The 25,769-nt window shown below is 45.2% G+C and carries 29 protein-coding genes and 2 pseudogenes; 20 read left to right on the forward strand and 11 right to left on the reverse strand.

The annotated features are described in order from the left end of the window. The 3 genes from BWK47_RS13985 to BWK47_RS14000 all read right to left on the reverse strand — a co-directional run. Nucleotides 1–1,430, reverse strand: a 1,430-nt coding sequence (locus tag BWK47_RS13985; protein ID WP_162329112.1) for a tetratricopeptide repeat protein, incomplete at its 3' end; no start/stop codon positions are given. Between the two features lie 4 nt (nt 1,431–1,434). Next, nucleotides 1,435–2,193: a DUF928 domain-containing protein gene (locus BWK47_RS13990; protein ID WP_162329113.1), complete on the reverse strand. Its 759-nt coding sequence runs from the start codon at nt 2,191–2,193 to the stop codon at nt 1,435–1,437. Nucleotides 2,194–2,444: 251 nt separating this feature from the next. Further along, nucleotides 2,445–3,020 carry a Uma2 family endonuclease gene (locus BWK47_RS14000; protein ID WP_162329115.1) on the reverse strand — a complete coding sequence of 192 codons (576 nt, stop codon included), beginning with the start codon at nt 3,018–3,020 and terminating at the stop codon, nt 2,445–2,447. 606 nt (nt 3,021–3,626) lie between these two features. On the opposite strand from BWK47_RS14000, the gene BWK47_RS14010 reads away from it, so the two are divergent. Beyond that, nucleotides 3,627–3,836 carry a 2-oxoisovalerate dehydrogenase E1 subunit beta gene (locus tag BWK47_RS14010; RefSeq protein ID WP_162329116.1) on the forward strand — a complete coding sequence of 70 codons (210 nt, stop codon included), beginning with the start codon at nt 3,627–3,629 and terminating at the stop codon, nt 3,834–3,836. Further along, entirely contained in the window at nt 3,833–4,072 is a 240-nt protein-coding gene (locus BWK47_RS14015; protein ID WP_162329117.1) for a type II toxin-antitoxin system HicA family toxin, read from the forward strand. The genes BWK47_RS14010 and BWK47_RS14015 overlap by 4 nt, the downstream gene beginning before the upstream one ends. A 112-nt stretch (nt 4,073–4,184) precedes the next feature. Here the strand turns inward: BWK47_RS14015 and BWK47_RS14020 are convergent, their stop codons facing one another. The 3 genes from BWK47_RS14020 to BWK47_RS14030 form a co-directional block, all read right to left on the reverse strand. Continuing rightward, complete coding sequence (locus BWK47_RS14020) at nt 4,185–6,617, reverse strand: CHASE2 domain-containing protein (RefSeq protein WP_162329118.1); 2,433 nt, start codon at nt 6,615–6,617, stop codon at nt 4,185–4,187. Nucleotides 6,618–6,633: 16 nt separating this feature from the next. Then, nucleotides 6,634–7,806 carry a DUF1822 family protein gene (locus BWK47_RS14025; protein ID WP_162329119.1) on the reverse strand — a complete coding sequence of 391 codons (1,173 nt, stop codon included), beginning with the start codon at nt 7,804–7,806 and terminating at the stop codon, nt 6,634–6,636. A 69-nt stretch (nt 7,807–7,875) separates the two neighbouring features. Then, entirely contained in the window at nt 7,876–8,979 is a 1,104-nt protein-coding gene (locus tag BWK47_RS14030; RefSeq protein ID WP_162329120.1) for a hypothetical protein, read from the reverse strand. Here BWK47_RS14030 and BWK47_RS14035 point away from each other — a divergent pair. From BWK47_RS14035 to BWK47_RS14060, 6 genes are all read left to right on the forward strand, one after another. Beyond that, nucleotides 8,978–9,139, forward strand: coding sequence for a hypothetical protein (locus tag BWK47_RS14035; RefSeq protein WP_162329121.1), 162 nt, complete (start codon nt 8,978–8,980; stop codon nt 9,137–9,139). The genes BWK47_RS14030 and BWK47_RS14035 overlap by 2 nt on opposite strands. Before the next feature lie 222 nt (nt 9,140–9,361). After that, nucleotides 9,362–9,631 carry a hypothetical protein gene (locus tag BWK47_RS14040; protein ID WP_162329122.1) on the forward strand — a complete coding sequence of 90 codons (270 nt, stop codon included), beginning with the start codon at nt 9,362–9,364 and terminating at the stop codon, nt 9,629–9,631. Between the two features lie 15 nt (nt 9,632–9,646). Then, nucleotides 9,647–12,295, forward strand: a complete 2,649-nt coding sequence (locus BWK47_RS14045; RefSeq protein ID WP_237269657.1) for a PAS domain S-box protein — start codon at nt 9,647–9,649, stop codon at nt 12,293–12,295. Between the two features lie 7 nt (nt 12,296–12,302). Further along, nucleotides 12,303–12,932 (forward strand): response regulator, encoded by a 630-nt coding sequence (locus tag BWK47_RS14050; protein ID WP_010873909.1) that lies wholly within the window; start codon nt 12,303–12,305, stop codon nt 12,930–12,932. Between the two features lie 241 nt (nt 12,933–13,173). Beyond that, the gene (locus tag BWK47_RS14055; RefSeq protein WP_237269658.1) at nt 13,174–13,491 is read left to right on the forward strand and encodes a hypothetical protein; all 318 of its coding nucleotides are present in this window, start codon (nt 13,174–13,176) and stop codon (nt 13,489–13,491) included. Continuing rightward, entirely contained in the window at nt 13,485–14,219 is a 735-nt protein-coding gene (locus BWK47_RS14060; RefSeq protein ID WP_162329123.1) for an SDR family oxidoreductase, read from the forward strand. Before BWK47_RS14055 ends, BWK47_RS14060 begins: the two co-directional genes overlap by 7 nt. 106 nt (nt 14,220–14,325) lie before the next feature. Here BWK47_RS14060 and BWK47_RS14065 read toward each other — a convergent pair whose 3' ends face one another. Further along, nucleotides 14,326–14,757 (reverse strand): hypothetical protein, encoded by a 432-nt coding sequence (locus tag BWK47_RS14065; protein ID WP_162329124.1) that lies wholly within the window; start codon nt 14,755–14,757, stop codon nt 14,326–14,328. 111 nt (nt 14,758–14,868) lie between these two features. Here BWK47_RS14065 and BWK47_RS14070 point away from each other — a divergent pair, with 111 nt between their 5' ends. From BWK47_RS14070 to blaOXA, 5 genes are all read left to right on the forward strand, one after another. Then, entirely contained in the window at nt 14,869–15,660 is a 792-nt protein-coding gene (locus BWK47_RS14070) for a CPBP family intramembrane glutamic endopeptidase (RefSeq protein WP_162329125.1), read from the forward strand. A gap of 691 nt (nt 15,661–16,351) precedes the next feature. Then, nucleotides 16,352–17,215, forward strand: coding sequence for an SDR family oxidoreductase (locus BWK47_RS14080; protein ID WP_162329127.1), 864 nt, complete (start codon nt 16,352–16,354; stop codon nt 17,213–17,215). Between the two features lie 69 nt (nt 17,216–17,284). Then, the gene (locus BWK47_RS14085; protein ID WP_020862010.1) at nt 17,285–17,449 is read left to right on the forward strand and encodes a hypothetical protein; all 165 of its coding nucleotides are present in this window, start codon (nt 17,285–17,287) and stop codon (nt 17,447–17,449) included. Nucleotides 17,450–17,563: 114 nt separating this feature from the next. Further along, nucleotides 17,564–17,920, forward strand: coding sequence for a RidA family protein (locus tag BWK47_RS14090; protein ID WP_162329128.1), 357 nt, complete (start codon nt 17,564–17,566; stop codon nt 17,918–17,920). 78 nt (nt 17,921–17,998) lie between these two features. Then, nucleotides 17,999–18,913: a class D beta-lactamase gene (gene blaOXA / locus BWK47_RS14095; RefSeq protein WP_162329129.1), complete on the forward strand. Its 915-nt coding sequence runs from the start codon at nt 17,999–18,001 to the stop codon at nt 18,911–18,913. Nucleotides 18,914–18,991: 78 nt separating this feature from the next. Here the strand turns inward: blaOXA and BWK47_RS17285 are convergent, their stop codons facing one another. Further along, nucleotides 18,992–19,177, reverse strand: a complete 186-nt coding sequence (locus BWK47_RS17285; RefSeq protein WP_257793028.1) for a ribbon-helix-helix domain-containing protein — start codon at nt 19,175–19,177, stop codon at nt 18,992–18,994. Between the two features lie 116 nt (nt 19,178–19,293). On the opposite strand from BWK47_RS17285, the gene map reads away from it, so the two are divergent. Then, nucleotides 19,294–20,118 carry a type I methionyl aminopeptidase gene (map, locus tag BWK47_RS14105; RefSeq protein ID WP_162329131.1) on the forward strand — a complete coding sequence of 275 codons (825 nt, stop codon included), beginning with the start codon at nt 19,294–19,296 and terminating at the stop codon, nt 20,116–20,118. A gap of 35 nt (nt 20,119–20,153) precedes the next feature. Here the strand turns inward: map and BWK47_RS14110 are convergent. The 3 genes and pseudogenes from BWK47_RS14110 to BWK47_RS14120 form a co-directional block, all read right to left on the reverse strand. Next, nucleotides 20,154–20,420, reverse strand: a pseudogene (locus BWK47_RS14110) (Rpn family recombination-promoting nuclease/putative transposase); the annotation flags it as partial. Nucleotides 20,421–20,548: 128 nt separating this feature from the next. Then, on the reverse strand, nt 20,549–20,932 hold the full coding sequence (locus BWK47_RS14115; RefSeq protein ID WP_020862006.1) for a type II toxin-antitoxin system VapC family toxin: 384 nt from the start codon (nt 20,930–20,932) through the stop codon (nt 20,549–20,551). Beyond that, nucleotides 20,913–21,149: a type II toxin-antitoxin system Phd/YefM family antitoxin gene (locus tag BWK47_RS14120; protein ID WP_162329132.1), complete on the reverse strand. Its 237-nt coding sequence runs from the start codon at nt 21,147–21,149 to the stop codon at nt 20,913–20,915. Before BWK47_RS14120 ends, BWK47_RS14115 begins: the two co-directional genes overlap by 20 nt. Nucleotides 21,150–21,326: 177 nt before the next feature. On the opposite strand from BWK47_RS14120, the gene BWK47_RS14125 reads away from it, so the two are divergent. The 6 genes and pseudogenes from BWK47_RS14125 to BWK47_RS14150 all read left to right on the forward strand — a co-directional run. Further along, the gene (locus BWK47_RS14125; protein WP_010873920.1) at nt 21,327–22,346 is read left to right on the forward strand and encodes a bifunctional nicotinamide-nucleotide adenylyltransferase/Nudix hydroxylase; all 1,020 of its coding nucleotides are present in this window, start codon (nt 21,327–21,329) and stop codon (nt 22,344–22,346) included. A gap of 24 nt (nt 22,347–22,370) precedes the next feature. Then, on the forward strand, nt 22,371–23,759 hold the full coding sequence (locus BWK47_RS14130; RefSeq protein WP_162329133.1) for a nicotinate phosphoribosyltransferase: 1,389 nt from the start codon (nt 22,371–22,373) through the stop codon (nt 23,757–23,759). A 446-nt stretch (nt 23,760–24,205) separates the two neighbouring features. Further along, nucleotides 24,206–24,763 carry an HPP family protein gene (locus BWK47_RS14135; RefSeq protein ID WP_162329712.1) on the forward strand — a complete coding sequence of 186 codons (558 nt, stop codon included), beginning with the start codon at nt 24,206–24,208 and terminating at the stop codon, nt 24,761–24,763. A 376-nt stretch (nt 24,764–25,139) separates the two neighbouring features. Next, nucleotides 25,140–25,319 carry a hypothetical protein gene (locus BWK47_RS17345; protein ID WP_336234802.1) on the forward strand — a complete coding sequence of 60 codons (180 nt, stop codon included), beginning with the start codon at nt 25,140–25,142 and terminating at the stop codon, nt 25,317–25,319. Beyond that, on the forward strand, nt 25,320–25,574 hold the full coding sequence (locus BWK47_RS17350; RefSeq protein ID WP_336234803.1) for a LexA family protein: 255 nt from the start codon (nt 25,320–25,322) through the stop codon (nt 25,572–25,574). Then, a pseudogene (locus tag BWK47_RS14150) lies at nt 25,571–25,741 on the forward strand (Y-family DNA polymerase); the annotation flags it as partial. The gene BWK47_RS17350 and the pseudogene BWK47_RS14150, both read left to right, overlap by 4 nt. Nucleotides 25,742–25,769: the final 28 nt, after the last annotated feature.

A 25,769-nucleotide genomic window follows, 5' to 3' on the forward strand; every position in this document is an offset into this window, starting at 1 on the left:
TTAATGAACAATGCTTCTTCATAATATTCAAGAGCTTTTTTCTTCTCACCTAAATCAGAATAAATCATCCCAATATTATTTAGAGTTCTACCTTCACCCGGAAGATCACTAACCTGACGATTAATGGACAATGCTTCTTCATAATATTCGAGTGCTTTTTTCTTTTCTCCCATATCTGAGTAGATAAGTCCGATATTATTTAAATTTCTACCTTTAATTTCAAAATTATCTAATTTTGTGCTTATAAGTAACGCTTGTTGATAATATTCAAGAGCCTTTGTATTTTGTCCTAAATCAGCATAAATATTGCCAATATTGTTAAGAATTGAACTTTCTCCTAAATAATCAATAATCTCTCTTCTTATAGATAGTGATTGTTCGTAATATTTAAGGGCTTTTTGCTTTTGTCCTAAATCAGAATAGATACGTGCAATATTACTAAGGCTACGGCCCTTAATTTCAAGAGCATCTAAATCTGTACTTATAAGTAACGCTTGTTGACAATATTCAAGAGCTTTGTTTTTGTCTCCTAAGTCTGAATAAACACCACCAATATTATTAAGATTTTTAGATTTTGCTAAAAAATTATATGTTTTTATGCTTATAGATAAAGCCTTTTTAAAATATTTGAGAGCCTCTTTCTTATACCCTAAATCTGAACACACAACGCCAATGTCATTAAGCTTATTCAATTCCTGATCAGGATTATTAGCTATGGTCAACAACTCAGCATATACCTCCAATGCTTTTTCTTTATTATTCAATTTAATATATGTTAGCGCAATACCATTAAGTGCATATTCTTCCTTATAATTATCATTATCCTGCCTGCATAAAATCAACATTTTTTGAAAATTTTTAAGAGCAGCTTTATAATCACTTATTTGATAGTATGCATTACCAATATTAGAAAATAAGATTATTTTTTCATGGGTATTGTCTAAAAATTCATGTAAATCTAGTGCCTTATTTAAGTAAAGTAGAGATTTCTTTGCTTGCCCTAACGCTATCCAAATTCGTCCAATGTTATTACATACAATTGCTCCTGCTAATATATCATTAATAAATTGTAATGACAATAATAACTCTTGATAATAATCAAGACAAAGATAATAATTTAACAGCCTAAATTCTATAGAAGACTCTGCTATATCATCATGAATTTTAGCAAGGTTGTATAAAACTATTGCCTCATTATGTAAATTATTTGTTAGCCGAAATAATAAAAGACATTCATTCAGACACTTTATAGCTTCTTCAATATATCCACGATGGTAATAAATTCTAGCAATATTTTTAATTGCAACTGCTTCTCGATATTTATCTCCTATCATTTGACTAATTTTTAGCTCATATCTCCAGTTAAAATCTAATCCAATCAAGGAATGCAATTCTTGATCAAAAATGCTATCTCTTATAATAGATTCCATGATTTCACACTACTGTCTCAAAATATGATAGGACTTTTAAATTTTCATTTTGCAATAGGTTCAAATAAAAATCATCAACGAAAATATTATGCTGATTATTATTTTTAAGTATTGATAGTTGTTGCAGCGCATCATACCACCAGCCAAAAATAAGATAAAACTCTAATTTCTCTAAAGGATTTGCTTGGTCAAGCTCTGCTAACAATTCAGCCGGAATTTCCTCTGGCTCCAAACTAAAATTTCCTTCCACATAATCTAGCGGCACAGATTGTACTTCAAACCGCCAGCGATAAACAACATTTTTAGTTAATTCCAGATCCTCTGGTAGGGCAATGGGCAACAAACCAACCTTACCAGGAGCCGAAAAATCCGACTGATAAATAGCGCCTTTATCCGCTGTCATCACCGTAATGCGTACCGGATAGGATGGCTGTTCATCATAGGGAAAATAAACGTAAAGCGTCGGCGGAGCAAAACCCACCCGGCCCTCATAACTCTGGGGAATAAGGGCAGTTAACGGCAAATCACCATTATGGGCGCAATTATTCCTTGAGCCACCCAACACCGTTCGAGGAGGATTACCAGTGCGCCGTCCAGAAGCCCCTACCCCCGCTGGTGGTTGCCAACGTACCGGCTTCGGTTGCACCGTAGTTGTCTTTTTCTGATTAGCCCAAACCGCATCCTGGGGTAACAACAACGCCCCCAACAGCCCTAGGAAGAGGAAAAAGCGAATCAGGGTAATATTGCCGGATTTCTGTGCCATTTTTCCACTCCTGTTGGTATAGGGCAAAAATAAAACCTACTAATAAGCCTAACCTAATTTGAAGGAAGTGATACCATTGGCGTACCCGAAACCCTACATAAACGATGGACAATGTTAATGCCACCCAAGCCCGCAGTGAGCTTTTCCGCTTAATGGACGAAGTTGCCGACAATCATCGCCCCATTTTAATTACCGGCGATCGCCATAACTCAGTCTTGATTCTCGAAACTAGCTATTTGCCAAAATTATTCCTATTCCTCAAAATTGACCTTGTCATAAACATCTGCCAAAGCAATTTCAAAATCAATTTTACTGAGCTGTAAAATTGCATCGTTACCATTCCACTCTGACAATAACCATTGACCATTATCTTGGCGGCTATACACCTCAATATGCATATCAGATTGGTCAATTAAAACATATTCTTGAAAGCTAGGAATAGAACGGTAAGCCTTAAACTTTTTCCCCTGATCATAACTTTGGGTAGACTGAGATAATACTTCTACAATTAACATTGGATTAGTGATTGTATCTTTACGACCAGCCTGCAAGATTAAATCCCCTGACACCACCATAATGTCTGGGTAAGTATAGATACGTAGGCTAGGAATCCAAAGCCTTTGGTCAGTAACAAAAACATAGTAAGGCTTTCTTTTGAGAGCAAAATTGAGAGCAGCATAAAAATTACCAATAATCAAATTATGATTCGGTAAAGCACCAACCATAGGAATAATTTCTCCGTCAATGTACTCACTGCGCTCTAATGCAGTCGCCTCCAGGGCTAAGTATTGCTCTGGCGTATAGAAATCTAGTTGTGTGGCGGGCATAGACTGACCTCCCTATTTGCACAAGACAAGCTTAACAAAATTTTCGTAAACATAGGCTACACTCAAATATTATGTGCGTATTTAGGTTTGAGCCATAAAAACCATTATCCCAACTGAATTACCGGGAAACCTTACGTCTCATAGTTAAATAAATTAGCTATACATCATCTTCATGCATGGAAATTATCTTAACTTTTCAAAGGTTGTATTTTTTGTAATGGTTTGATGGAATATACTAACAAATATCTCTTGTATTTAGTGAATGTGACACTATAATCATACATAAATGATGGATAATGTTAATGCCACCCAAGCCCGGAATCAGTTTTTCTACTTAATGGATTAAACATCCGCCACTGATCCAAACTTTGCCCAAAAAATGCAGTTAGCTAGGCTAGGCATTAAAAAATACCGCAATTCCCTAATTGATTTAGCCCAATTTTGATGTAACGATTTAGTTATAGGAACTAGTTGCCAGTAGAGATATCGAAACTGACGATTGGCTCAAATTATTCGCTTAGCTAGTATCCTGTAGATAGTCCCAACATAATCAGTGGGACGTCCCCCAACATACACAGTTATACACAAGTCACTCTATTAACAACGATGAATGAAATTATATTCTTAGTCGAGCCAGATCCTGAAGGAGGCTACACAGCCCAAGCCATGCAGGAAGCTATTTTTACCCAAGCAGAGGATCTTAGTAGTCTCAAACAGGAAATCAAAGACGCAGTTCACTGCCATTTTACGAATGCAGAAGAACGTCCGAAAATTATTCGCTTGCATATTGTCCAAGAAGAAGTCTTTGCTTCATGAAACTGCCCAGAGATTTATCGGGAAAAGACTTGGCTAAAAAGCTTAAACGATTTGGATATGAAGTTAGCCATCAAACTGGGAGCCATATTCGTTTAACAACTCAACATAACGGTGAACACCACCTGACAATTCCTGCCCATAGTCCCCTCAAAATCGGAACACTCAATAGTATCTTGAGAAATATATCAGAACATTTTGTAATTTCCCGTGAAGAAATTCTCAAGCAAATATTTTAATCATATTTCACCATTTCCGTTGGCAGGGAAATAGAAATCTTTTGTACTGTATAGTTAGCTTTAGCAAGACCGTCAACAGTACCAATATAGCCCAAGCAGTAGGAAAATTTGGTCATACTCTATCAAATTCACCGACGGTGGTTAAGCCTAATAGCAAAGCCAGAATTAACAAAGGCGAGGCTAAAGGTAGCCATACCCCTCCAGCCCAGAGGACAAGCCAGGTAGAACCAGTTACCCCCAGCAAAGCAACGATCGCCACTAATTGCTGTGAACGGCGTGCAGCTTTGCTGTCCCCGGAGGGAACGCCATCCATAATAACCACCCCCACCATGCCGCCAGTGGCAAGGCCATACCAAAGTAAAATCCAGAGTAGTTCCAGGGGTACAGAAGCCACAGTTAATACAGGTTTGCCCTCCAACACTGCATCTAAAATTTGCTTGGTCATTTGAGCATGGATCACTACCCCAGGAATATCCTTTTCTAAGCTGGTAGAATGCTTGTCCTTATGGCCATAACCCAGCAAAACCACCTTATTTTTGAGGTTTAACCGATTTTCAGTATCCGCAAAAAGGGTGGAAAGACTAATTTCCCGAATCGCTCCCCTAGGTAAACTGCGGAAGAGAATTTGATAGTCTGTTACCTCATTGCCACGATAAACCCCAGATTTCGCTTCAAGGGACTTAAAAGCAACGTTATTGAGGGTTAAAACCGGACTTTCGGCGGAGAATATATTTTCTTGTCCCAGATAACTCAACGCCAGGGACAAGGCCAGGGATTGGTTGGTGGGACAGGATTCGCCCTGGGCAAACTCCCCGAACAACAATTGGCGACGAATTACTCCATCTAGGTCGCTAGGAAAGTTGACGAAGGCTAGGCGATTCGGATCAGCGGCCGGTGGTGGTAATAACTGCTCCCCCTGTTGATCAGGAAAACTGCAAGGGAGAAAAAGGCGATCGCCATTTTGCAAAACTTCCTGGAGGCGGGTATTACCATCGGAAATAGGCAAATCTCTACCAATATCCAGACCAAACCAACGGGGTTGATAGCTGTTAATTTTGTCCAACGCTTCCGCCAACGCCCCATCGGAAATTACATCCGACCCCTCCGCCGATTGCAACCCGTTTTGGCGCAGAATATCGAGGTCATTTTGATCCACCGTAACCACCACCAGGCGATCGTCCACCGACTCCGCAATGGGATGAGTACGTAGCAACCAATCAAACAGCTTCAAGTCTAGCCCTTGGGTCAATCCCAACAGTCTCATGGCCACCAGCAGCAGGGTAATAACCAGGGAGGTAACCCCAATGCGCCGTACTTTGCGGGCCGGTTCCCTTAGCTTTTGCCAAACAGGAGGAACCAGTCGGGGATTTTGGTGAATAACAGGCAACCAACCAACCCCCGGATAAAGGCGATCGAACTCCTCTAGGTCGGTCAAACTACGCTGCACCGCAGTGAAAATAGAGCAATTTTGCCCAGCATAGTAGCGAAAAAAGCTCTCGAGAAATTGATGCGCCACTGGGTCAGGCACTTCCTCCTGCATGGAAACAACCGTGGTGATGCCGTAATCCAGCAACGCTTCCGCAAGTTGGGCACTGGCACAGGAATTGAAAATAGCCACCTGCAACCCATTGGCGATCGCCTGTTGGAAAGAAAGTTGCAGATCGGGGATAGTGACCCCCTGTCGTCCGGCAAATAACATGACTGCTAGTTCTTGGTCATAGGAGGCCTCACTGTGGCCAGAGTAAACAAACAGGTCAAAACCTGGCGATCGGCGCAGAGTACGACTAAGTTGGCCATAGTCTGGCTGTAATAGTTCGGTAACTTGCACCCTCAAGCCCCTATTTTTAGTCAAATTAGCCAATATCTGGCGATCGGGTTCGAGGTCAATGCCATCACTGTTGCCAATCAAATGCAAAATCCGCAGTTCAGGACAGAGGTAACGGTGGACCTTGGCGGTGAAATTGGTCGGACTGGTAACGGAAGTTGGGACAGGAGTGAACGAGTATTGACAGGTATTAACCGCACAATGGATTTTTGGTGAGGCTGATTGCAGTAGGGGCCATTCCTGCCAGGGTAATTTTGCTAAAATCGCCGCTGTTTCTGGGCTAGCTTGATATAGAGACTGACCTATCTGCACAATCAAATGGGTTTCCCCGTCGGACTGGGACAGACAGCGCAGTATTTCCTTTTCCAAATTTTGCCAAGCAGGTAGGGAAGAACTCAACCATTGCACCATGGCTTGGCGGAGGAGCTTTCTTTCCTTGCCTTGTCCTTGATATTGGTAACTGGTGGCAACGGCTTGGGTGCTAATGATCCTAATGCCTCGACGACGACGGGCTTGCCCAGGGCGAGGACTGGTGATTTCCAACATCCAATCTTGGTACAGCTCCGCTAAGGGGGAAGTTATGGGGGGTAAAGTGCCGTAGAAATCCCTTTGGACCGTGGTGACTGAGCAATCATCTACCTGTTCCACATCCAACGCCACCGTAAAACCAGACTGAAAATCACCATTAATGACCTTGAGCAGAAGAAATTGCATTGCCATCAGATTTTTTTGCGCTCTAAAGGTGAATATCTTCCGTTACAGCTAATTCTCCCAGGGATACCCGAATCCGAAAATCACTGCCGGGGTCAATCTCTAGGCTAATTTTGAGGAGATTTTTTCCCCCTTGTTCTCCCTCTGCAACCCCAATACTGTCAATTAACTGGTCATCGGTAGTTAACAATGCCAATGCTAATCCTGCCGGTAAAGTTTGTGCTGATTGCAGGGTTTTCAAAGTAATCAAACCGGCAATGGTGTGGTCACGCCTGGGCATTAGGGAAACTGTTAATGTCAATGGGGTTTGTCCCGAAGCGAGGTCATGAGCAATGGTTTTGGTAACACTATGCACCGCCTGGGGATGTTTGGCATTAATGCGGGCCAGGGTGCCAGCGGCTAGCCAGCGGGTATCTTCATTGTTCGTGCCATCAATGATTTCCAGCAATTTGGCGATCGCCTGGGGTTGATCATTTTCCGTGGCTAATTCCCCCAGAGTAATAATTAATCTTTGCTTGGTAGCCTCATCCTTTGCCCCCTGGAATTTGTCGATAATGCGCTCCACTGTGCCCAAGCTACGGACAGGAATTAACTGGGGTACCCATTGCTCCGTTCCCAACTGCCAAGTGGTAGTGGTAACCCGTTCCACCCAAGTTTGAATCACGTCTGTCACCCGATTAACGGCATTTTGCACTACTTCCACTGGGGTGAGAACCATTGAAGCTTGTTCCGCAGTGGCAATAACCCGGAACAGTCCTTCTATGGGTTGTAACTGTTGTTTAGGCACTATTTCCGCAGTAATAGATTCTAAAAAACCGAATATTTCCCCTTGGCGCAGGTCTTCACTAATTTCCACCACCGCATAGCCTAATCTGTCCTGCCAACTTTCTGCCCCAAAATAAATTTCCTCTTCTTGGTGACCAATACCCCGACATTCCAAACGACCGAGATTAGGTAGGTAAAGATCAGCCACTGTTTCCCCTAAATGGATTGGTGGTTGACGGCTATAACTTTCCCCCTCGTCATAATCAATGCCGTAGATCTCCAACCAATGGGCGATCGCCCTAACGGCCAAAAGGTTTTTAATGAGCCGTTGAAGTTTTTTTCCCTGGCAACCGGATTGGAGGGCAATGGTTTTCACCCATTGATGATCCGCTGAAGTTAGGGGAATTTTCAAATTATTATCGATGGCAACCATAAATATTTCCTAAAAGTAATTAATAGCGAATGTAAATACTATAAAAGTGGTTTAATCTTCTACAATTAGTTATCGGCTCTGGCTCAAATTTTTATGCACAAATTGCAAAATATGGGGCAGTAGCTGAAATTCGTAAAACCGCTCCAGTTCCCCCGGCTCCACTCCTAACGATTGCGCCACTTGGGTTAGTCCCTGCCTCGACTTTCGGATGGTCAACAGTAGCTCCTGCAACAGCCTTTGCCCTGTAATCCCTGGTTTTTGAGCCAAGCGAAGTTCCCTTAAAGTTGACTCCGTTTCTATCCATTCTTGCAATTGTTGTTCAAATTGGTTTTGCCTCAATTCTTTTTTTCCCAACAGTCCCCGCAGATGCTCACAGGGATTAATGGGGGTATCAGGTTGGATAAAGTCATAATTGCTTTCCATAAAGGCGATTAACCTACCCCGGCACTGACGCTCGTAGAAACTGCTCAAAGTGGCGATCGCCACCCCATATTCTTTTGCCAACTGACTCCACTCTACTTCTTCAATAAAACGCCTTTGCAGTAATAGTTGCGCTGTTATTGCCGGTTGATTTTTAACTGTCACCCCGACTAATTCCGTATCTGATTGCAGCCAGTTTTCTATATCCCGACGCATTAATTCAGCTTCTTGCCCGTAGGAAGGGGATGCCATCATGGCCAGCAGATCTTGGCGATCGTCCTCGGATGTACTGGATTGGACTTGTTGCCGTTGTTGATATTGCTTTTCCCGTTGGGTCTTGAACTCATTTTTGAGCCGGAAGTTTAACCAAGTAGCTACCTGGGCTTGCTGGGCGTTGTAGTCCCGATAACGACGATAGAAATATTCCAGGGTCTTCAACCACGCTTCAGCGTAGGCATCCTGGTACTGCTCTTCGTAATTACGCCATAGTTTTTCCGATGCTTCCAATATTCCCATAGCCTGGGCGAGTATTTCCCTTTCACACAGGGTTTTTTGGATAGGGTCAAGGCCATCCCCGGACAATTTTTTCGCCTGTTCAATGAGGAGTTGGAGTTGCAGGTTTACATCATCCCCAGCAATGCGGACTACTTCGCTGAATATTTGTCTCAGAATTTGCTTCCGCTTAGCACTAAGAGGAGATAACTGTCCCAACCTCTGGCGATAATAGTCAAGGGAACAATGATCTTTTTCCATGGCTACATCCCCAGATATTACCGTTGCAATTCAAAACTGCTATTTTACTTTGTTGGCGATCATTCCTTTTTGGGGTGATATACCAAAACTTTCCATACGACATCCGATACAACAAATTCAAGTGGTGGTGGCAACGAAAGACCGTCTGGTTCTGGGATGATAATCTAACCGCAAATAAAAACTATATCAAAGAACTTCTACGCCAGATGATATCTCTGTGAAAGTGGTGGTTTATCATGCTCCCTGTTATACTACAGAGGAAGATATTACTTAATGTTTACTTTATTTACTAAAGTGATCTTTTAGGCATTTAAGTCTAAAAGATCGTTGTCAAAAGTTTCCTTAGTCAGGGATAGTAAAGGCTCTGAGAGGAAAGACTCAGATGGTTCTGGAGATGATGGAGTTGAGACTTTATAAGCAGATTTTAAATGCTTCTCACTCACTGTTCAGTCCCTATCATTATCATCAAGCTTTACAAAACGCTGTTTTGGCAAGTCAACATTTTGAAGAGGTTAGAGCCATGACGGTTTTATCTTTATTCCATTTGTACTATTCTACGCCACTTTTAAGCCTAGTGCATGGTGATTCAAGTTCTGAAAAAGCAGCTTGGCTCAGTTGTGTTAATACTAACCAAGAAAAGATGCAAAAATAGGCAGAACACGCCCCAATGAATTACTTGCACAAATATCATCTAGTTGAAGCAGAAAAAGCGCGGGTCTTAGGGCAATTCTGTGAGGCTGAAGAGTTTTATGAGCGAGCGATCGCAGGTGCTGCTGAAAATGAGTTTATCCAAGAAGAGGCATTGGCTTATGAATTAGCGGCTAAACATTATCTAGCGCGAGGTCGAGAAAAAATTGCTCGAACTTATATGAAAGAAGCGCACTATTGCTACGATCGCTGGGGCGCAAAAGCTAAAGTTAAAGACTTAGAAAAACGCTATCCACAATTACTCAATTCCAACTTAATTCGGCAATCAACTTTGACCGAGGGAATGATCAGTCATTCGACCGCCGTGATCAAAGCGGTTCAAGCCCTCTCAGAAATTATCCATCTTGATCAATTGATTGCCAGGTTGATGCAGGTGGTGATAGAAAATGCTGGAGCCGAAACCGGCGCTCTGATTCTCTTGGAAGATGACCAGCTCACCATGATAGCTCAGTGCAGTGAAAATAGACAGTGCCACCTGGAAAAGCTCACCGTTACTGGCTGTGCAACAATTCCTGTCTCCGTTATTCAGTTGGTAGAACGCACATTGGAGACTCTGGTGTTTGATGATGCAGTTAATGAACCGTCTTTTTTGAATGATCTTTATATTCAACACCAACAGACGCGATCGCTCCTCTGTATGCCAATTCTCAAGCAAAGTCAGCTCATTGGCATTATTTATCTAGAAAATAATCTCAGTACCGGAGTGTTTAATGGCGATCGCTTACAAGTCCTAAAACTGTTGATGGCTCAGGCAGCAATTTCACTAGAAAATGCTCGGCTGTATGAACGGCTAGCAAACTATGCCAAAACACTGGAAAGGAAACTAGAAGAGCAAACTCAAGCATTACAGCAGGAGATCATCAATCGCGAACGAACAGAAGACGCATTACGACAAAGTGAAGCGAATTATCGCAATCTGCTACAAACCGCGAATTCGATCATCATTCGCTATGATCCGCAAGGACGGATTCACTACATCAACGATTATGGGGTAAAACTCCTCGGCTACAAAGAACATCAGATCTTAGGACGAACCTTATTTGAAACCATCATTCCGGACATCGAAATCTCTGGGCGTGATGTCAAACCTATGGTTCACGATTTGCTTCGCAACCCTCAATCGTACCCGCAAGGTGAGGGGGAAAACCTGTGTCGAGACGGTCGGCGCGTTTGGGTTGCCTGGTCGAATCAAGCTATTTTCAACGATCGGGGAGAGGTGGTTGAAATCTTATCGGTGGGCAATGACACCACTCAGCGTAGACAAGCAGAAGAGGCATTACAACGTAGTGAAGCTAAGTTCCGCAACATCTTTGCAAATTCGCAGGTTGGTATCTACCGTAGCCGTATCGGTGATGGCTTAATTCTCGATGCCAATCAACGCTTTGCCGATCTGTTTGGCTTTGATTCACCCCAAGAGATGATTGGGATTGAACACACTACAGGCTATTGGGTCAATCTCAGCGATCGCCAACAAGGCATTGAGGTGATAAAGCGGGATGGGGAAGTGCGAAATTATGAAGCACAGATGCGAAAACGAGATGGGACAGTGTTTTGGGGACTTTTCTCTTCTTATCTGAATGCAGCCGATGACTACATCGAAGGGGTGATTGCAGATATTAGCGATCGCAAACAGGCAGAAGTCGCGTTGCAAGCCTCTGAAGCGGAACTGCGGGCGCTCTTTTCAGCCATTCCCGATCCGCTATGTATCATCAATGCTGAAGGGCGATTGCTCTGCACAATCAAAGGAACTTCATCTTATGGAGAGGAGTGTACTGGCAAAACGCTGCATCAACTTTTTGCCAAAGAACAAGCTGATGAATTTCTGGATTACATTCAGCAGTCGGTGAGAACTCAACAAGTCCTCACCGTTGAATACAGTGATTGGATCGCTGGACGAGAAGTTTGGTTTTCGGCCCGCATTGCCCCGATTCGACATGAGCAGGTGATTTGGCTGGCGCGAGATATTACGGCGCAAAAGCAAGCAGAAGCCGCCTCGATTTTAGAAGAGCGCAACCGCATGGCACGCGAGATTCACGACACACTGGCTCAGGCGTTTACAGGCATTCTAGCTCAGGTGGGAGCGGCAAAGCAGGTGCTAACGGATGATGTAGAAGCAACTGGGGCACACCTAGACCTGATCAAAGAATTGGCGCGAACTGGACTGACTGAAGCGCGGCGATCGGTAGTAGCGCTCCGCCCTCAGCTTTTGGAGGAGGGCAGTTTACAAAGCGCTCTCCATCGTCTCGTCGCTCAAATCAGAACTGCCGCAATGGATACCACTTTGTATTGTGAGATTGAGGGTGCAGTGTATTCTCTACCCACTGAAGTCGAGAGTAACCTACTGCGGATGGGGCAGGAGGCATTAACCAATGCGATTAAACACGCCAATGCTGATGAAATCCGAGTGCAGCTAGTCTACGAGCGCGACCAGTTTTGCCTAAGCGTGAAAGACAATGGACGGGGCTTTGGTGTTGGGAGTATTCCAGCCTCTGAGGGCTTTGGCTTACTCGGCATGAGCGAGCGAGCAGAGCGCATCGGCGCACAACTAACCATTAGGAGTCAACCTGGACAGGGAACAGAGATTATTGTCACCGTCATTCGGGAGTAAAATCACGATGAGCCAAGCCACGACTATTCGGGTTTTGATTGCGGACGACCATGCTATTTTTCGGCAAGGATTAGCCACGATTATTAACCGTGACCCAGATATGCAGGTGATTGCCCAAGCCGAAAATGGGGAACAAGCAATCGCGCTATTTGAGGAACACCAACCAGATGTAACGCTAATGGATCTGCGAATGCCTGAAGTGGAAGGAGTTGCTGCTATCAGTGCAATTTGTGCGATCGTTAAATTTGCTCGAATTATTGTCCTGACCACGTATGATAGTGACGAAGATATTTATCGGGGATTGCAGGCAGGAGCAAAAGGATATCTGTTGAAAGAAACTGAACCTGACGAGCTTCTGAATGCGATTCGCACCGTTCATCGGGGTCAGAAGTATATTCCGCCCGATGTAGGAGCAAAGTTAGTTCAACGTCTCAGCAATCCGGAACTGAGTGAAAGAGAACTAGAAGTACTCGGCTCACTGGCGCAGGGCATGAGTAATGCCGATATTGCGACCGCTTTAAGTATCGGTGAAGGTACTGTTAAATCCCATGTCAATCGGATTTTGAATAAGTTGGATGTCGGCGATCGCACCCAAGCTGTGATTGTTGCCGTTAAACGCGGCATTGTCAGTTTGTAAGGTGTACTTTCGATCAAACTAGGATTCTAACTTCAGACTAGGATTCTAACTTAAGTTATAACCAGCCTTTTACTCTACGATGGCATGGTTGCTCCATCAATTTATACTATAAAAATTTTAACTTGCTGTAGAAGACGGTTTGAAGGCGATTGCCTATATTGAATTTATGCAAATAGAGACGCAGTCAAGTAATCGAGCAAGTTAATTGCAAGGTTTCATGTCTGATATACATGTAAAAATAATGAGCAACGATCGCAGCCACGGTTCCTTACTTGTACCACCTTCAACCCAAGATTGGATGCAAGGTGTGCTGAGTGCCAAGGTCGTACTGGTGATGTATGGAGACTACCAAGACTCCAGAAGTGCGGATGTTTACAAGCTGATTAAAGTCATCAAACGAGAGCTTAGTGCTTCTTTTGGAGAGGATTATCCATGCTTTATCTTCCGTCATTTTCCGCAAGTACAAATCCATCATTATGCTCAACGAGCCGCTCAAGCTGCCGAAGCCGCTGCTGCCCAAGGACAGTTTTGGTTAATGAAGGAAAACTCACCATGTTAAATATAGAAAATAAAGTAATTGTCATCACTGGAGCCAGTAGCGGTATTGGTGAAGCCACCGCGAAACTGCTCGCCCAAAATGGTGCAAAAGTTGTTTTGGGGGCACGGCGGATAGACAAGCTAGAGAAGCTAGTTAAACAGATTCATGCATCTGGTGGGACAGCAGAATTTAAAACGGTTGATGTCACCGATCGCCACGATGTAAAAGCATTTGTTGAGTTCGCCAACGACAAATTTGGCCGTGTCGATGTCATCTTTAACAATGCTGGCGTGATGCCCCTGTCGCCGATGAATGCCCTGAAAGTCGAGGAATGGGACAACATGATTAATGTGAATATTCGTGGCGTGCTTAATGGCATTGCAGCGGGCTTGCCAATTATGGAAGCGCAAGGGGGCGGGCAAATCATCAATACTGCCTCCATTGGTGCCCATGTGGTAGTGCCCACTGCAGCAGTTTACTGTGCAACCAAGTATGCGGTTTGGGCAATTTCTGAAGGACTGCGGCAGGAATCACAAAACATTCGCGTCACCACCATCTCTCCGGGGGTCGTTGCCACTGAACTTGGCTCTGATATCACCGATGAGTCATCCAAAGGCTTGTTAGAAGAACTTCGCAAAACCGCCCTTACCTCAGAGGCGATCGCCAGAGCCGTTTTATACGCTGTTTCCCAGCCGGACGATGTTGACGTGAATGAAATCATAGTCCGACCGACGGCCAGTACGTTCTGACTGCTTTCCTCGTGCTTTAATTGCAGCAGGAATTCTCAAAGAGCTGTTCCATAAAACGACGTTAGTTTTCCAGTGGCATCGCCGAATTAAATACTTTCAAATGTGGTCATATCCCTCTTCTGTATAGGGCAAAAGCATCATCGAACTGCACGGCGCAGCAGATTATTCGCCAAACGATGTCGCCGCCGCTTTTGCCGCCGTTCTCGGACGCGACGTACAGGCTGTTGCTGTCCCCGAAAGCGAGTGGCAGGCAACAATGTCCGGATTCGGCTTTTCGCCTGAAGCCGTCAACAGTTACAGCGAGATGATGCGCGGCTTCAATTCCGGTCACATTGTTTTTGAAGGGGGAAGCCACGCTCAAACAGTCAGGGGGCAAACGATGATTACCGATGCCATCGGCAAAATGATCGCAGAGCAAACTTAAATCAAAAATTTCACCCATACAGGAGGTCGAGGAGGTCATCATGACGACAACACTTGTGAGCGAAGTTGCACTGGTTACAGAGGGTTCACGCGGGTTAGGAGCGGCGATCACCATTGCCGAGATCTTCTGCTGTTATCGTTCCCGTTGTTTTCAACTTGCTTACAATCCCGACGATGGTAGTTGCTGGCATGAGCTAATAGGATAGATCATCTGGAGATTAAACCAATGGCAATTCTGAAACAATTAGGGATTTTATTTGGATTGGGCATTGTGGGAATTGTGATGTTCACGATCACATCTATTCCTTTAGTCGAGCAACAGTTAGCGAAACTGTCTCCAGAAATACTGGAAAAAGTGCCGCCATTGTGGATTTTAATGCTTCTGCAAGGAATACAGTATTCAATTCTGCTGACAATCAGCATTCTGATCGGAATTGGCTGTGCCTATCGTGTTGGATTAAGCTCCCATTTGATTGATCATTGGGTGTTTCATACTGCTAAGTCTCCATCTTTTGCTGTTGAGATGAAGTGGAGCCTGGGTATCGGTGCAGTGGCGGCCATTGTTATCTTGTTGCTTGATCGGTTGATGCAACCTGCCCTACCTGAAACGCTACGGGCAGCCAATAATACAGAACCAAGTTGGTTGAATTTGCTCACAGCAATGTTCTATGGTGGCATCACTGAGGAAATTCTGATGCGCTGGGGCTTAATGTCGCTGCTTGTTTGGATAGCGTGGAAAGCCTTCAAACAAGGCATTACATTGCCCAGTCAAGGAATTTACCAGGGTGCGATCGTTCTAGCTGCGTTGGTATTTGGACTACTACACTTGCCCGCGACTGCCGCGATCGTTCCCCTCACTCCACTTGTGATTATTCGGGCGTTGTTACTGAATGGGATTGTGGGAATCGCGTTTGGCTGGCTCTTTTGGCAATATTCGCTAGAAGCTGCAATGTTAGCCCATATCAGCTTTCATGTTTTTACCCCTATTCTTAACGGTTTACTGGCAAGGTTGGCTTAAGTTCTGAAATAGATCTCATAGAGCTATCACTGCCCACAAAGCTTTACCGTGAAAGGTTTTACAAAGAAAAGCTTTAAAGATGGTGAGCGATGCCCACTACTTGAATTGATGCTCAACTCTACAGTTTTAAGATGGCGAATCAAATGATTCAATACAAAGATTTTGCGCCTCGGATCACTGAACGGGGACCCTTCGGCGGACCTTCCGAGTATGAATCTTTCTTGGAGGTTGTTAGGGAGGTCAATCAGTGGATTGCAAGTACGAGTATAAGGATAATCAATGTTGAAACCGTTGTTTTACCAGATAGCTTGAAAAGCACAAGTGATGGTGTCTACGGCGTGACGGTCAGTAATGGAGTTTATCCAGTGATGATTAGCCAGGGCGTTACAGTCAACTACTTTCAATGTGTGCGTGTGTGGTACAGAGAATGAGCTTCACCGGAGAACAAATAATGAAACGATTCACCCACTTTCCTGTATCTGGCACTGGAAGTCTGTCTGACAGCGATCGCGCTTGGATACCCAAAGCTGCCTTCGGGTCTTCAAACCAGCCTATTCATCGTCGTTAATCCTGATCCCATTGCGACTGACCTTATCCAATAGCAATACTCCTGTACGAAGCGTTAATTTGAGTCTTTAAGTCTTCATTTTTTAGTTGAAATTTACTACAACACCCCATCAGGAGGTTTCCAATGAACCGGAAGATTTTAGTAACTGGTGCAACCGGGAGCAACGGTACAGAGATTGTCAAGCGACTCGCAGCAAAGAACGTGCAAGTCCGCGCCATGGTTCGTGACTTTGATCGAGCAAAGAAGATTGCATTCCCGAATGTTGAAGTGGTGGAGGGGAACTTTGATCGCCCTGAGACGCTGTTGGAGGCGCTGGCTGAAGTAGACCGTGCCTTTCTCTTAACGAACTCTACAGAACGCGCAGAGGCCCAACAACTCGCGTTTATTGATGCGGCCCGTCAGAATGGTGTCAAGCATATCGTTAAACTATCGCAATTTGCAGCCGATGCCCATTCGCCCGTGCGCTTTTTGCGTTACCATGCCGCAGTCGAAGCGGCAATTCAAGGATCAGGAATGACGTACACGTTTCTGCGTCCCAACCTCTTTATGCAGGGCTTATTAAACTTTCAATCGACAATCACGAGCCAAAACGCCTTTTATGCGGCGATCAGTGATGCAAAAGTCAGCGTGGTAGATGTGCGCGATATTGCGGACGTTGCAGTAGTTGCCCTAACAGAAACAGGGCATGAGGGAAAGATTTACAACCTCACCGGACCACAGGCATTGACTCATGCTGAGATGGCAGAACAACTCTCGGCTGCGCTCAATCGTCAGATTGCATTTGTCGATATTCCTTCTGAAGTAATGCGCGATCAACTGCTCAACATTGGGATGCCACCTTGGCAAGCAGACGGCGTGATTGAGGATTATGCGCACTACCGACGCAATGAGGCTGCAGCAGTTTCGTCTGGTATACAGGACGCAATTGGTAAAGAGCCGCGCAGTTTTAATACATTCGCCTGTGACTACGCAGCAATGTTTGGCTAGACGAAGCCCAATCAGCCTAGGCCGAATAGTACAGATATAGAGTTGTAGTGCAACTCTGGGGTAAACATTATGATGGTGCAGCATGAAAAACAAGATGAAACAGGACAGTTGGCGATCGCGCCGCGCCTATGGCTCTGGTGGACATTGGCTACTACAATTGCGGGGGCGAAGGAGAAAAGCATTGCGCTGCAAACAGAAGATGCGATTGCTACATCCTCTAGTCAGTCGCCCTAGCGCCAAACCTAAGGATTTAGAAGCCCCTATCGATCATCGTACTGAACAGAGAAAAACCATGAATAAGAAAACTCTAAGCCTGAGTTTTTTGTTACCCCCGGCTATGGGGAATACATGCTGAATGAATTGCATTACTCGCAAGCAGTAAAAATTGGCGATCGTGTGGAGACATCAGGTCAAGGTGGTTGGGATGACAACCTGCAAATTCCCGAGTTGCTCGCAGATGAGATTGCCCAGGCATTTCAAAATATAGAGCGAACCCTGGCGGCTGCCGGGGCAGGTTGGGAGCACGTTGTCCATGTCACTTCTTATCATGTTGGTGGGTTGCCCCCAGAGGTGAACGATGTGATGGTCAGGCTATATCGCCATTACATGCCTAACCATGCCCCAATTTGGACACAGGTAGGAGTTGCAGCACTAGGGCTGCCGACAATGCGGATTGAGATCCGGGTTACCGCAATTGTCCCATGAGTTTTGCGTGGGCGGCGCTGTCGCTAGTGCTGCTACCTACACGTAGAACAAAAACTTTTACCGCAGCAACATGGCATTATGAATCATCGTTTCCTTTTACTTGTTTCTTTGGTCGTGGGTAGCGCAGAAATGCTGCTTACTTCACCTGTCTCAGCAGAGCTTAGTAATAGACTACATACTCCACAGATTGCGCAGCGACCGAAGATAAGTAATTCGACCACCTTAGATAATAGGTCTTTGGGCAGTGTAGAAAGGCAAGAGCGATCGGATTGGGCCAGTTTCTTCGATGGCGCTGAGGCTCAAGGAACCATTGTGGTATTAGATCAGCGCGGAGGTGCTCATCAGTTGTGGGTCTACAACCAGGAACGGGCTGACAGAGCCTATTCTCCAGCATCAACGTTTAAGATTCCGCATTCTCTCTTTGCGCTTGATGCCGGGGTTGTTCGTGATGAATTTCAAGTTTTTGAGTGGGATGGAGTGGAGAGGGACTTCGCTCCCCACAATCAAGATCAAACCTTACGCTCAGCAATGCGAAATTCAGCCGTTTGGGTTTACGAAATTTTTGCTGCCGAAATCGGTGAAGCGAAAGCAAGAGAATATCTGACGCAAATTGACTACGGGAATGCAGACCCAAGTACTAGCAAAGGTGCTTATTGGATTGATGGAGCATTAACAATCTCGGCACAAGAGCAAATTCATTTTTTACAAAAGCTGTATCAGAATGAACTCCCTTTTAGGATTGAGCACCAACGATTAGTCAAGGATATTATAATCGTTGAAGCAGGGCGAAATTGGATCCTACGGGCTAAAACTGGCTGGGAAGGGCGCTGGGGCTGGTGGGTAGGGTGGGTCGAATGGCCCACAGGTCCTGTATTCTTTGCTCTCAACATAGATACGCCAAACCGATTGGACGACCTCTATAAAAGAGAGGCAATTACACGCGATATCTTGCAATCCATTGATGCATTGCCTGCGGAAGAAGATCGGAAATAGCTTAAGTGCCAGAATTGAATACTCCATCTACAAAAGAAATAGGCATTGATGCCCCGATAGATGCTAAAGGTTTGCTGTTTACTGATGTAGCAAACTTTTTGAGTTACTGGGCTGCTGTCGGCGTTCTTGCAAAGCCTTGTCAATTAATTTTGCGACCAGCCAGGAGACAGATCGTTCATCTGTCTCTGCCCATTCCTCCAGTTCTCGTTTACGCTCAGCAGGAATGTAAGCAACCACTCGCTCTAAATCTGTTTTGCCCCCCATCTTAAGTCTCACTTTTGCTTTACGTATTTCTAAGATACCAATAATGGCCCGGCTCGTATCATGCTGGGCTGTGCTGTGCTAGCATGAACCAGCATGATAGGACGAGGCTTTAATCTGTGAACCATCAAAATTTGCTTTCAATCACTAGAAATCTTGTGCATTCCCCAATTAGCTCAGGGCTTGTCTTACTTTCGGCTAGAGAATTGGACAAGATGCGGCGGGTGGGACAGCTTGCGGCGAATCTCCTCAATCATCTTGAGTCAATGGTGCAGCCTGGAGTAAGTACACACGCTTTAAATGATGAGGCGGCGCGTTGGATGGAAGATCATGGGGCAATCAGCGCCACCCTTGGCTACGCACCTCCTGGCTATCCCCCTTTCACAGGGGTAATTTGCACCAGCATCAATGAAGTGGTTTGTCATGGAATACCGAACCCAAAGCAAATCCTCAAGGACGGGGATATTATCAATATCGATGTGACCCTCAGGTTGGCAGGCTACCACGGCGACACTTCGAGAACATTTCTAGTGGGTTCGGTATCCGCAACTGCCCGAAAATTAGTTGAAGCGACTCAAGAATCGATGATGCGAGGGATTGCTGAAATCAAGCCTGGGGCAAGAATTGGTGATATTGGTGCGGCAATTCAAGCATATGCCGAGGCAAGTGGATTCTCAGTGGTTCGAGATATGGTTGGGCATGGCATTGGCAGGCAGATGCATACAGAACTTCAAATTCCTCACTATGGCAAACGAGGCAGTGGGTTGAAGCTGCGTCCAGGAATGGTTTTTACGGTTGAACCGATGCTAAACGAAGGGACTTATGAGCTTACATTTCTTGCGGATGGTTGGACTGTAATTACGAAGGACAAAAAACTCTCTGCTCAGTTTGAACACACTGTTGTTGTGACTGAGGAAGGTGTAGAAATTTTAACTCTTGCCTAAATTTCAAGCCGCAATGCCTTTTACGTTTCAAGTAGATGACACGTCTTCTGGGGAAAACAGCGGTAAACCCTTACCCGATAGTCCAACATCCGAAAACCCATGGTGGGCTCAGGCTCCGTTTGAAATTCCAGATGCAACACCAAGTCTTCCGATTGCTCCAAAATTAGGGAGTCAGCCCGAATTGGTTCCAGGGATAGTTCCGTCGGACTAAGCTTGGTCAATTTGATTGGTCGTCCCAGCAACCAGGCAGCATAGTCTTCGGAAAATGATTCGGCCAGAAATTTGCACAGATTGTCAAACATACCCAAATTCTAAGGGCGATCGCCATAACCATGTTTTGAGAGTCTCACAACTTTAGGGGTATGGTAAAAGGGACTATTGAGACATAAAAAGAGACGGGGTTGGGGAGTAGTCTCGGAAAGTGTACTTTCTAAGACCAACGGGCATAGTCATAGTGAGCAAGAATTTTTTGGTCTTTAGTCAGCAGTAAACTGTCAGTCAACGCAGACTGGGCTGTAATCAGACGGTCAAAAGGATCCCTTGTCCAGTCCAGTGTTAATGCTTGGTAAACAACTTGGTCGAAGTTCTTGGTACAGCTACATAAGCCAATATTATTCTCCAGAGTGGTGAGAATAGCTTCTGGCGATGCAGTAATTCTTTCAATCTCAAGAAGATATTTGAGCTCTAGTCGTACTATGGGAGAGAAGGTTAGGTCGTTACTGTTAATCAGTGATTTGGCCAGGGAAGAAAACTTTTCCGTTAAACCACAGTAGAGCCAAACAACAATGTGGGTGTCAAGGTAAATCGAGCTCAATCTCTCCCTCCCAATCAATGGTGACCAACTCTTCCGGGTCGCCAATGATAACCCCTGGACGATGTACTAAGTTCTTGAACTTATCCGGCTCCTCCACTGGCAGTATTCGTAGGCGTTTACCCCTCCGATTAATTTCCAGCGGTATGCCGGTTGCCAGCACCTCATCTAGCAGGTTGTAAAGATTACCCCTCAGCTCCGTTGGCGTAATTTGTTTCATCCTATTCTGTTCAATGTACGTTCAAAATTAGTCTAACGTACATCAAAGCAAGATACTTTCCCTCAAAAGTCTATTTTCGCCCAGCCGCAGTCATCAGATGTTGCCATATTTTGGTGAAATCTACTATAATTGAGTCAGTCCTCGGGGAGAGGATGTTTACCATCCAGGGGGTCTGGTATGCAAACTAAATATCAATACGGGATCTACATTGGTCGGTTCCAGCCTTTTCATCTCGGTCATTTACGCACCCTTAATCTTGCGCTAGAAAAGGCTGAGCAAGTCATTATCATTTTAGGTAGTCATCGGGTGGCCGCGGATACCCGCAACCCCTGGCGATCGCCAGAACGGATGGCGATGATTGAGGCTTGTTTAAGCCCCCAAATACTGAAAAGGGTGCATTTTTTGACGGTGCGGGATTGGCTTTACAGCGATAATTTGTGGTTGGCAGCGGTGCAGCAACAGGTTTTGAAAATTACTGGGGGTAGCAATTCCGTTGTTGTTTTGGGCCATCGCAAGGATGCTTCTTCCTATTACTTGAATTTGTTTCCCCAATGGGATTACTTGGAAACGGGCCATTATCCAGATTTCAGTTCTACCGCTATTCGTGGGGCTTATTTTGAGGGTAAGGAAGGGGATTATCTCGATAAAGTGCCCCCGGCGATCGCCGACTATTTACAAACTTTTCAAAAGAGTGAGCGGTACATTGCTCTTTGTGATGAGTATCAATTTTTGCAGGCTTATAAACAGGCCTGGGCCACGGCTCCCTATGCTCCGACTTTTATAACCACGGATGCCGTGGTGGTGCAAGCGGGTCATGTGCTGATGGTACGTCGTCAAGCCAAACCAGGTTTGGGACTAATTGCTTTACCCGGGGGTTTTATTAAGCAAAATGAAACTCTGGTGGAGGGAATGTTGCGGGAGTTGAAGGAGGAAACCCGTCTCAAGGTGCCTCTACCGGTTTTGCGGGGTTCCATTGTGGACAGCCACGTTTTTGATGCCCCTGGGCGCTCCCTACGGGGAAGGACTATCACCCACGCGTACTTCATCCAATTGCCGGGGGGCGAATTGCCAGCCGTAAAAGGGGGCGATGATGCCCAAAAAGCTTGGTGGATGTCCTTAGCGGATCTCTATGCCCAGGAAGAACAAATTTACGAAGATCACTTCCAGATTATTCAGCATTTTGTCAGCAAAGTTTAGCCCCATCCTGTTGATTTAACTACTATGAATACTAATCTCATTCTGGATGTGGACTCCTATAAAGTGAGCCACTGGTTGCAGTATCCTCCTGACACAACGGCAATGTATTCCTATGTGGAAAGTCGTGGGGGAAGGTATCCTGTCACTGTCTTTTTTGGTCTCCAATACATTTTAAAGCGGTATCTGACTCAATCCATTGAACCCTGGATGGTGGAGGAAGCTAATCGCCTTTTGACAGCCCATGGCTTACCTTTCAACTATGGCGGTTGGCGATACATTGCGGAGGATTTGCAGGGTCGTTTACCTGTACGTATTAAGGCGGTTCCAGAGGGCTCGGTCATCCCGGTTCATAATGTTTTGATGACAGTGGAATCCACGGACCCAAAGGTTTTTTGGTTAGTTTCCTGGTTAGAAACTTTGTTGATGCGGGTTTGGTATCCCATTACGGTGGCAACCCAGAGTTGGCATTTAAAACAACGCATCTATCAATCCCTATGCCGTACTGCGGATGATCCTGATGGTGAAATCAATTTTAAACTCCACGATTTTGGGGCCCGGGGGGTTTCTAGTGGTGAATCGTCCGGCATTGGCGGACTGGCTCACTTAGTTAATTTCCAAGGTTCTGACACAGTAAAGGCCCTGGTGTATGGGCAGCAATATTACAACTGCCCCATGGCGGCCTATTCGATTCCCGCCGCAGAACATTCCACCATTACAGCTTGGGGAAGGGAAGGGGAAGTTTTGGCCTATGAAAATATGTTGACCCAGTTTGCCAAGCCAGGGTCGGTGTTGGCGGTGGTTTCCGATTCCTATGATCTCTGGAATGCCATTGACCATCTCTGGGGCGATCGCCTAAGGGCACAGGTGCTTGATTCGGGGGCTACGGTGGTTATCCGTCCGGATTCAGGTGACCCGGTGGCCATTGTGACTCAAACTTTGGAACGGTTGGAGGCTTGTTTTGGCAGCACCCTCAACAGTAAGGGCTTTCGGGTTCTAAATGCTGTGCGGGTTATCCAAGGGGATGGGGTTGATGAAGAGAGTATCAGCGCCATTCTAGAGAAGACTGAGAGCCTTGGCTTTAGTACTACTAATTTAGCTTTTGGTATGGGGGGAGCTTTGTTGCAAAAGGTGAATCGGGATACCCAAAAATTTGCCATGAAGTGCAGTGAGGTAACGGTGCAGGACAAGGCGATCCCTGTCTATAAAGACCCTGTTACTGATCCTGGTAAAGCTAGCAAAAGGGGACGATTATCCCTCGTTAGAACTGACTCTGGCTATGAGACTGTACCCACTTCTTCTCAGGATTTATTGCAGGTTGTCTATGAAAATGGACATTTACTGCAAGACCAATGCTTGGATGCTATTCGTCAACGGGCCTGGTCATTAGTCAATGGAGATGTTCCCCCAAGCTAGTGGGGATAAAGCAAAGCTAGATAAAGTTCTGTCTCCAGATGATAAGTATACTACGAACTACTACAATGCTTAATTTAGCACTGAGGTACCTCAGTTTCAGTGATCGATCTTATCATTGGCGGTGAATTGTTGCTGTTATATGAGCATAGTTCATTGATGATCGCTCCCTGAAACATCACAAAAAAGGTTTAGGGCAGTCTTAGTTTGTTGACTATCACCCTTAAATCTCAACATCAATGGAATAAATACTGTAAAGTAAGCTACTTTTTATTTGTCTTTTTGGCAAAACGTTATGTTATCTTAACTTTTGTGGGGCAATGACTCTCCTACGCTGGCTGGTTTATCGGCTCTGTTGCATAGTGCCAATCTTCGCTGAATTCGATGATTACTGCATAGCAGCGTACTTATTACTTTTTTGGCAGTACTTTAGGAGTGTTCAGTCCTTCATGGTTGACTACAGGAAAGCCCGATTAAAATGGGAAGACTATTGGTTCAAGACCTTACACAGATGGTGGTCCTGCCCTTTAACCTGCCCGGTTGAGAAGCCTCATCATGGCCACATTTTTTGGAGTTGGTTCGGTAGTTTTTTGGCGATTTCTATCTGTGCTTACTTGACGGTAAAAACGAATTCCCCGCTTTTAATGGCTCCCTTTGGGGCCACTAGTGTTTTAATTTTTGGTGTTCCTGATAGCCCCTTAGCCCAACCCCGTAACGTCATCGGTGGCAATCTGTTAGCGGCATTGGTGAGTCTAACGGTTTTGCATTTTCTCGGTTCTTCACCCATGGCGATGGGGGCGGCAGTGTCGCTAGCCATCGGCATTATGCAATTTACTGGAACATTGCATCCTCCTTCAGGAGCCGTTGCTTTGGTGGTTATGATGACCAGACCAGACTGGAACTTTATCCTAACGCCAACCTTGGAAGGTTCAATGCTTTTAGTGCTGTGTGCTGTAGTTTTCAATAATTTGGCGGAAGAAAGAACCTATCCTAAGCACTGGCTATAACTTTGTTTCGGTTGTGGGATTGTTGAGGCGATCATCGTACCGGTCCAGTGATCAACGGCCATCTCAGCTGGGTTCCCACGCAGGCATGCCAGCGGTGTGGCTTAGAGTTTAGGTATATGCGGTCTTTTCAGAAACCATACTGATTTGACTGGGCAAGGTTTTAAACGGACAGGGTCTAGCTATGACTACGGTTAATGGTAATACATCCAATACATCTATCAGACTCGGTGATGGAAAATCCGGCTCTAGGAATCTCTGGTGATCGCCTTGAGTAACTTCAGTGTGCGGGGAGTGAAAATTCCCAATAGGTTATGGCTGTTACGTCCAACCCAGAAAAGTTTTAGTACAGTTGATGGTGAAGCCCTCCCCATAGATTATGCCTGCCAACGTGCTACCAGAAATTTACCGCCCCAGTCGGCGAACGGTTTATGAGCTGCCCCTTTACGCCTGCCCGGTATCAGCCGGCTTTCCCTCTCCGGCGCAGGACTATTTAGAGGGAAAGTTAGACCTAAATCAATATCTGATCAAACATCCTGCTGCCGCCTTCTTTGTGTAAGTGACTGGGGATTCGATGATTGGGGCCGGGATTCATGCCGGGGATATTTTGATTGTGGATCGTTCCCTGGAGCCACGGGACGGCAAGGTGGTGATCGCTGTGGTCAATGGGGAATTGTTAGTTAAACGGTTGAGGATGGAAAAGCAAAAAATTTATCTAGCTTCTGAAAATTCTGACTATCCGTCCCTGGTCATCACTGATTTAATAGACTTTGAAGTGTGGGGCGTGGTCACCAATGTGATTCATTCCCTATGAACAGCATTGCCCTGGTGGATTGCAATAATTTCTATGTGTCCTGTGAGCGGATCTTTCAACCCCTATTAAACGGAAAGCCGGTGATGGTACTTTCCAATAATGATGGTTGTGTAGTGGCAAGGTCGTCAGAAGCTAAAGCTTTAGGAGTCAAGATGGGAGTGCCGTTTGAGAATAATTAGCAATAATTTATGTTGA

It is taken from the genome of Synechocystis sp. CACIAM 05, assembly GCF_010222815.1.
Classification (GTDB): Bacteria; Cyanobacteriota; Cyanobacteriia; order Cyanobacteriales; family Microcystaceae; genus Synechocystis.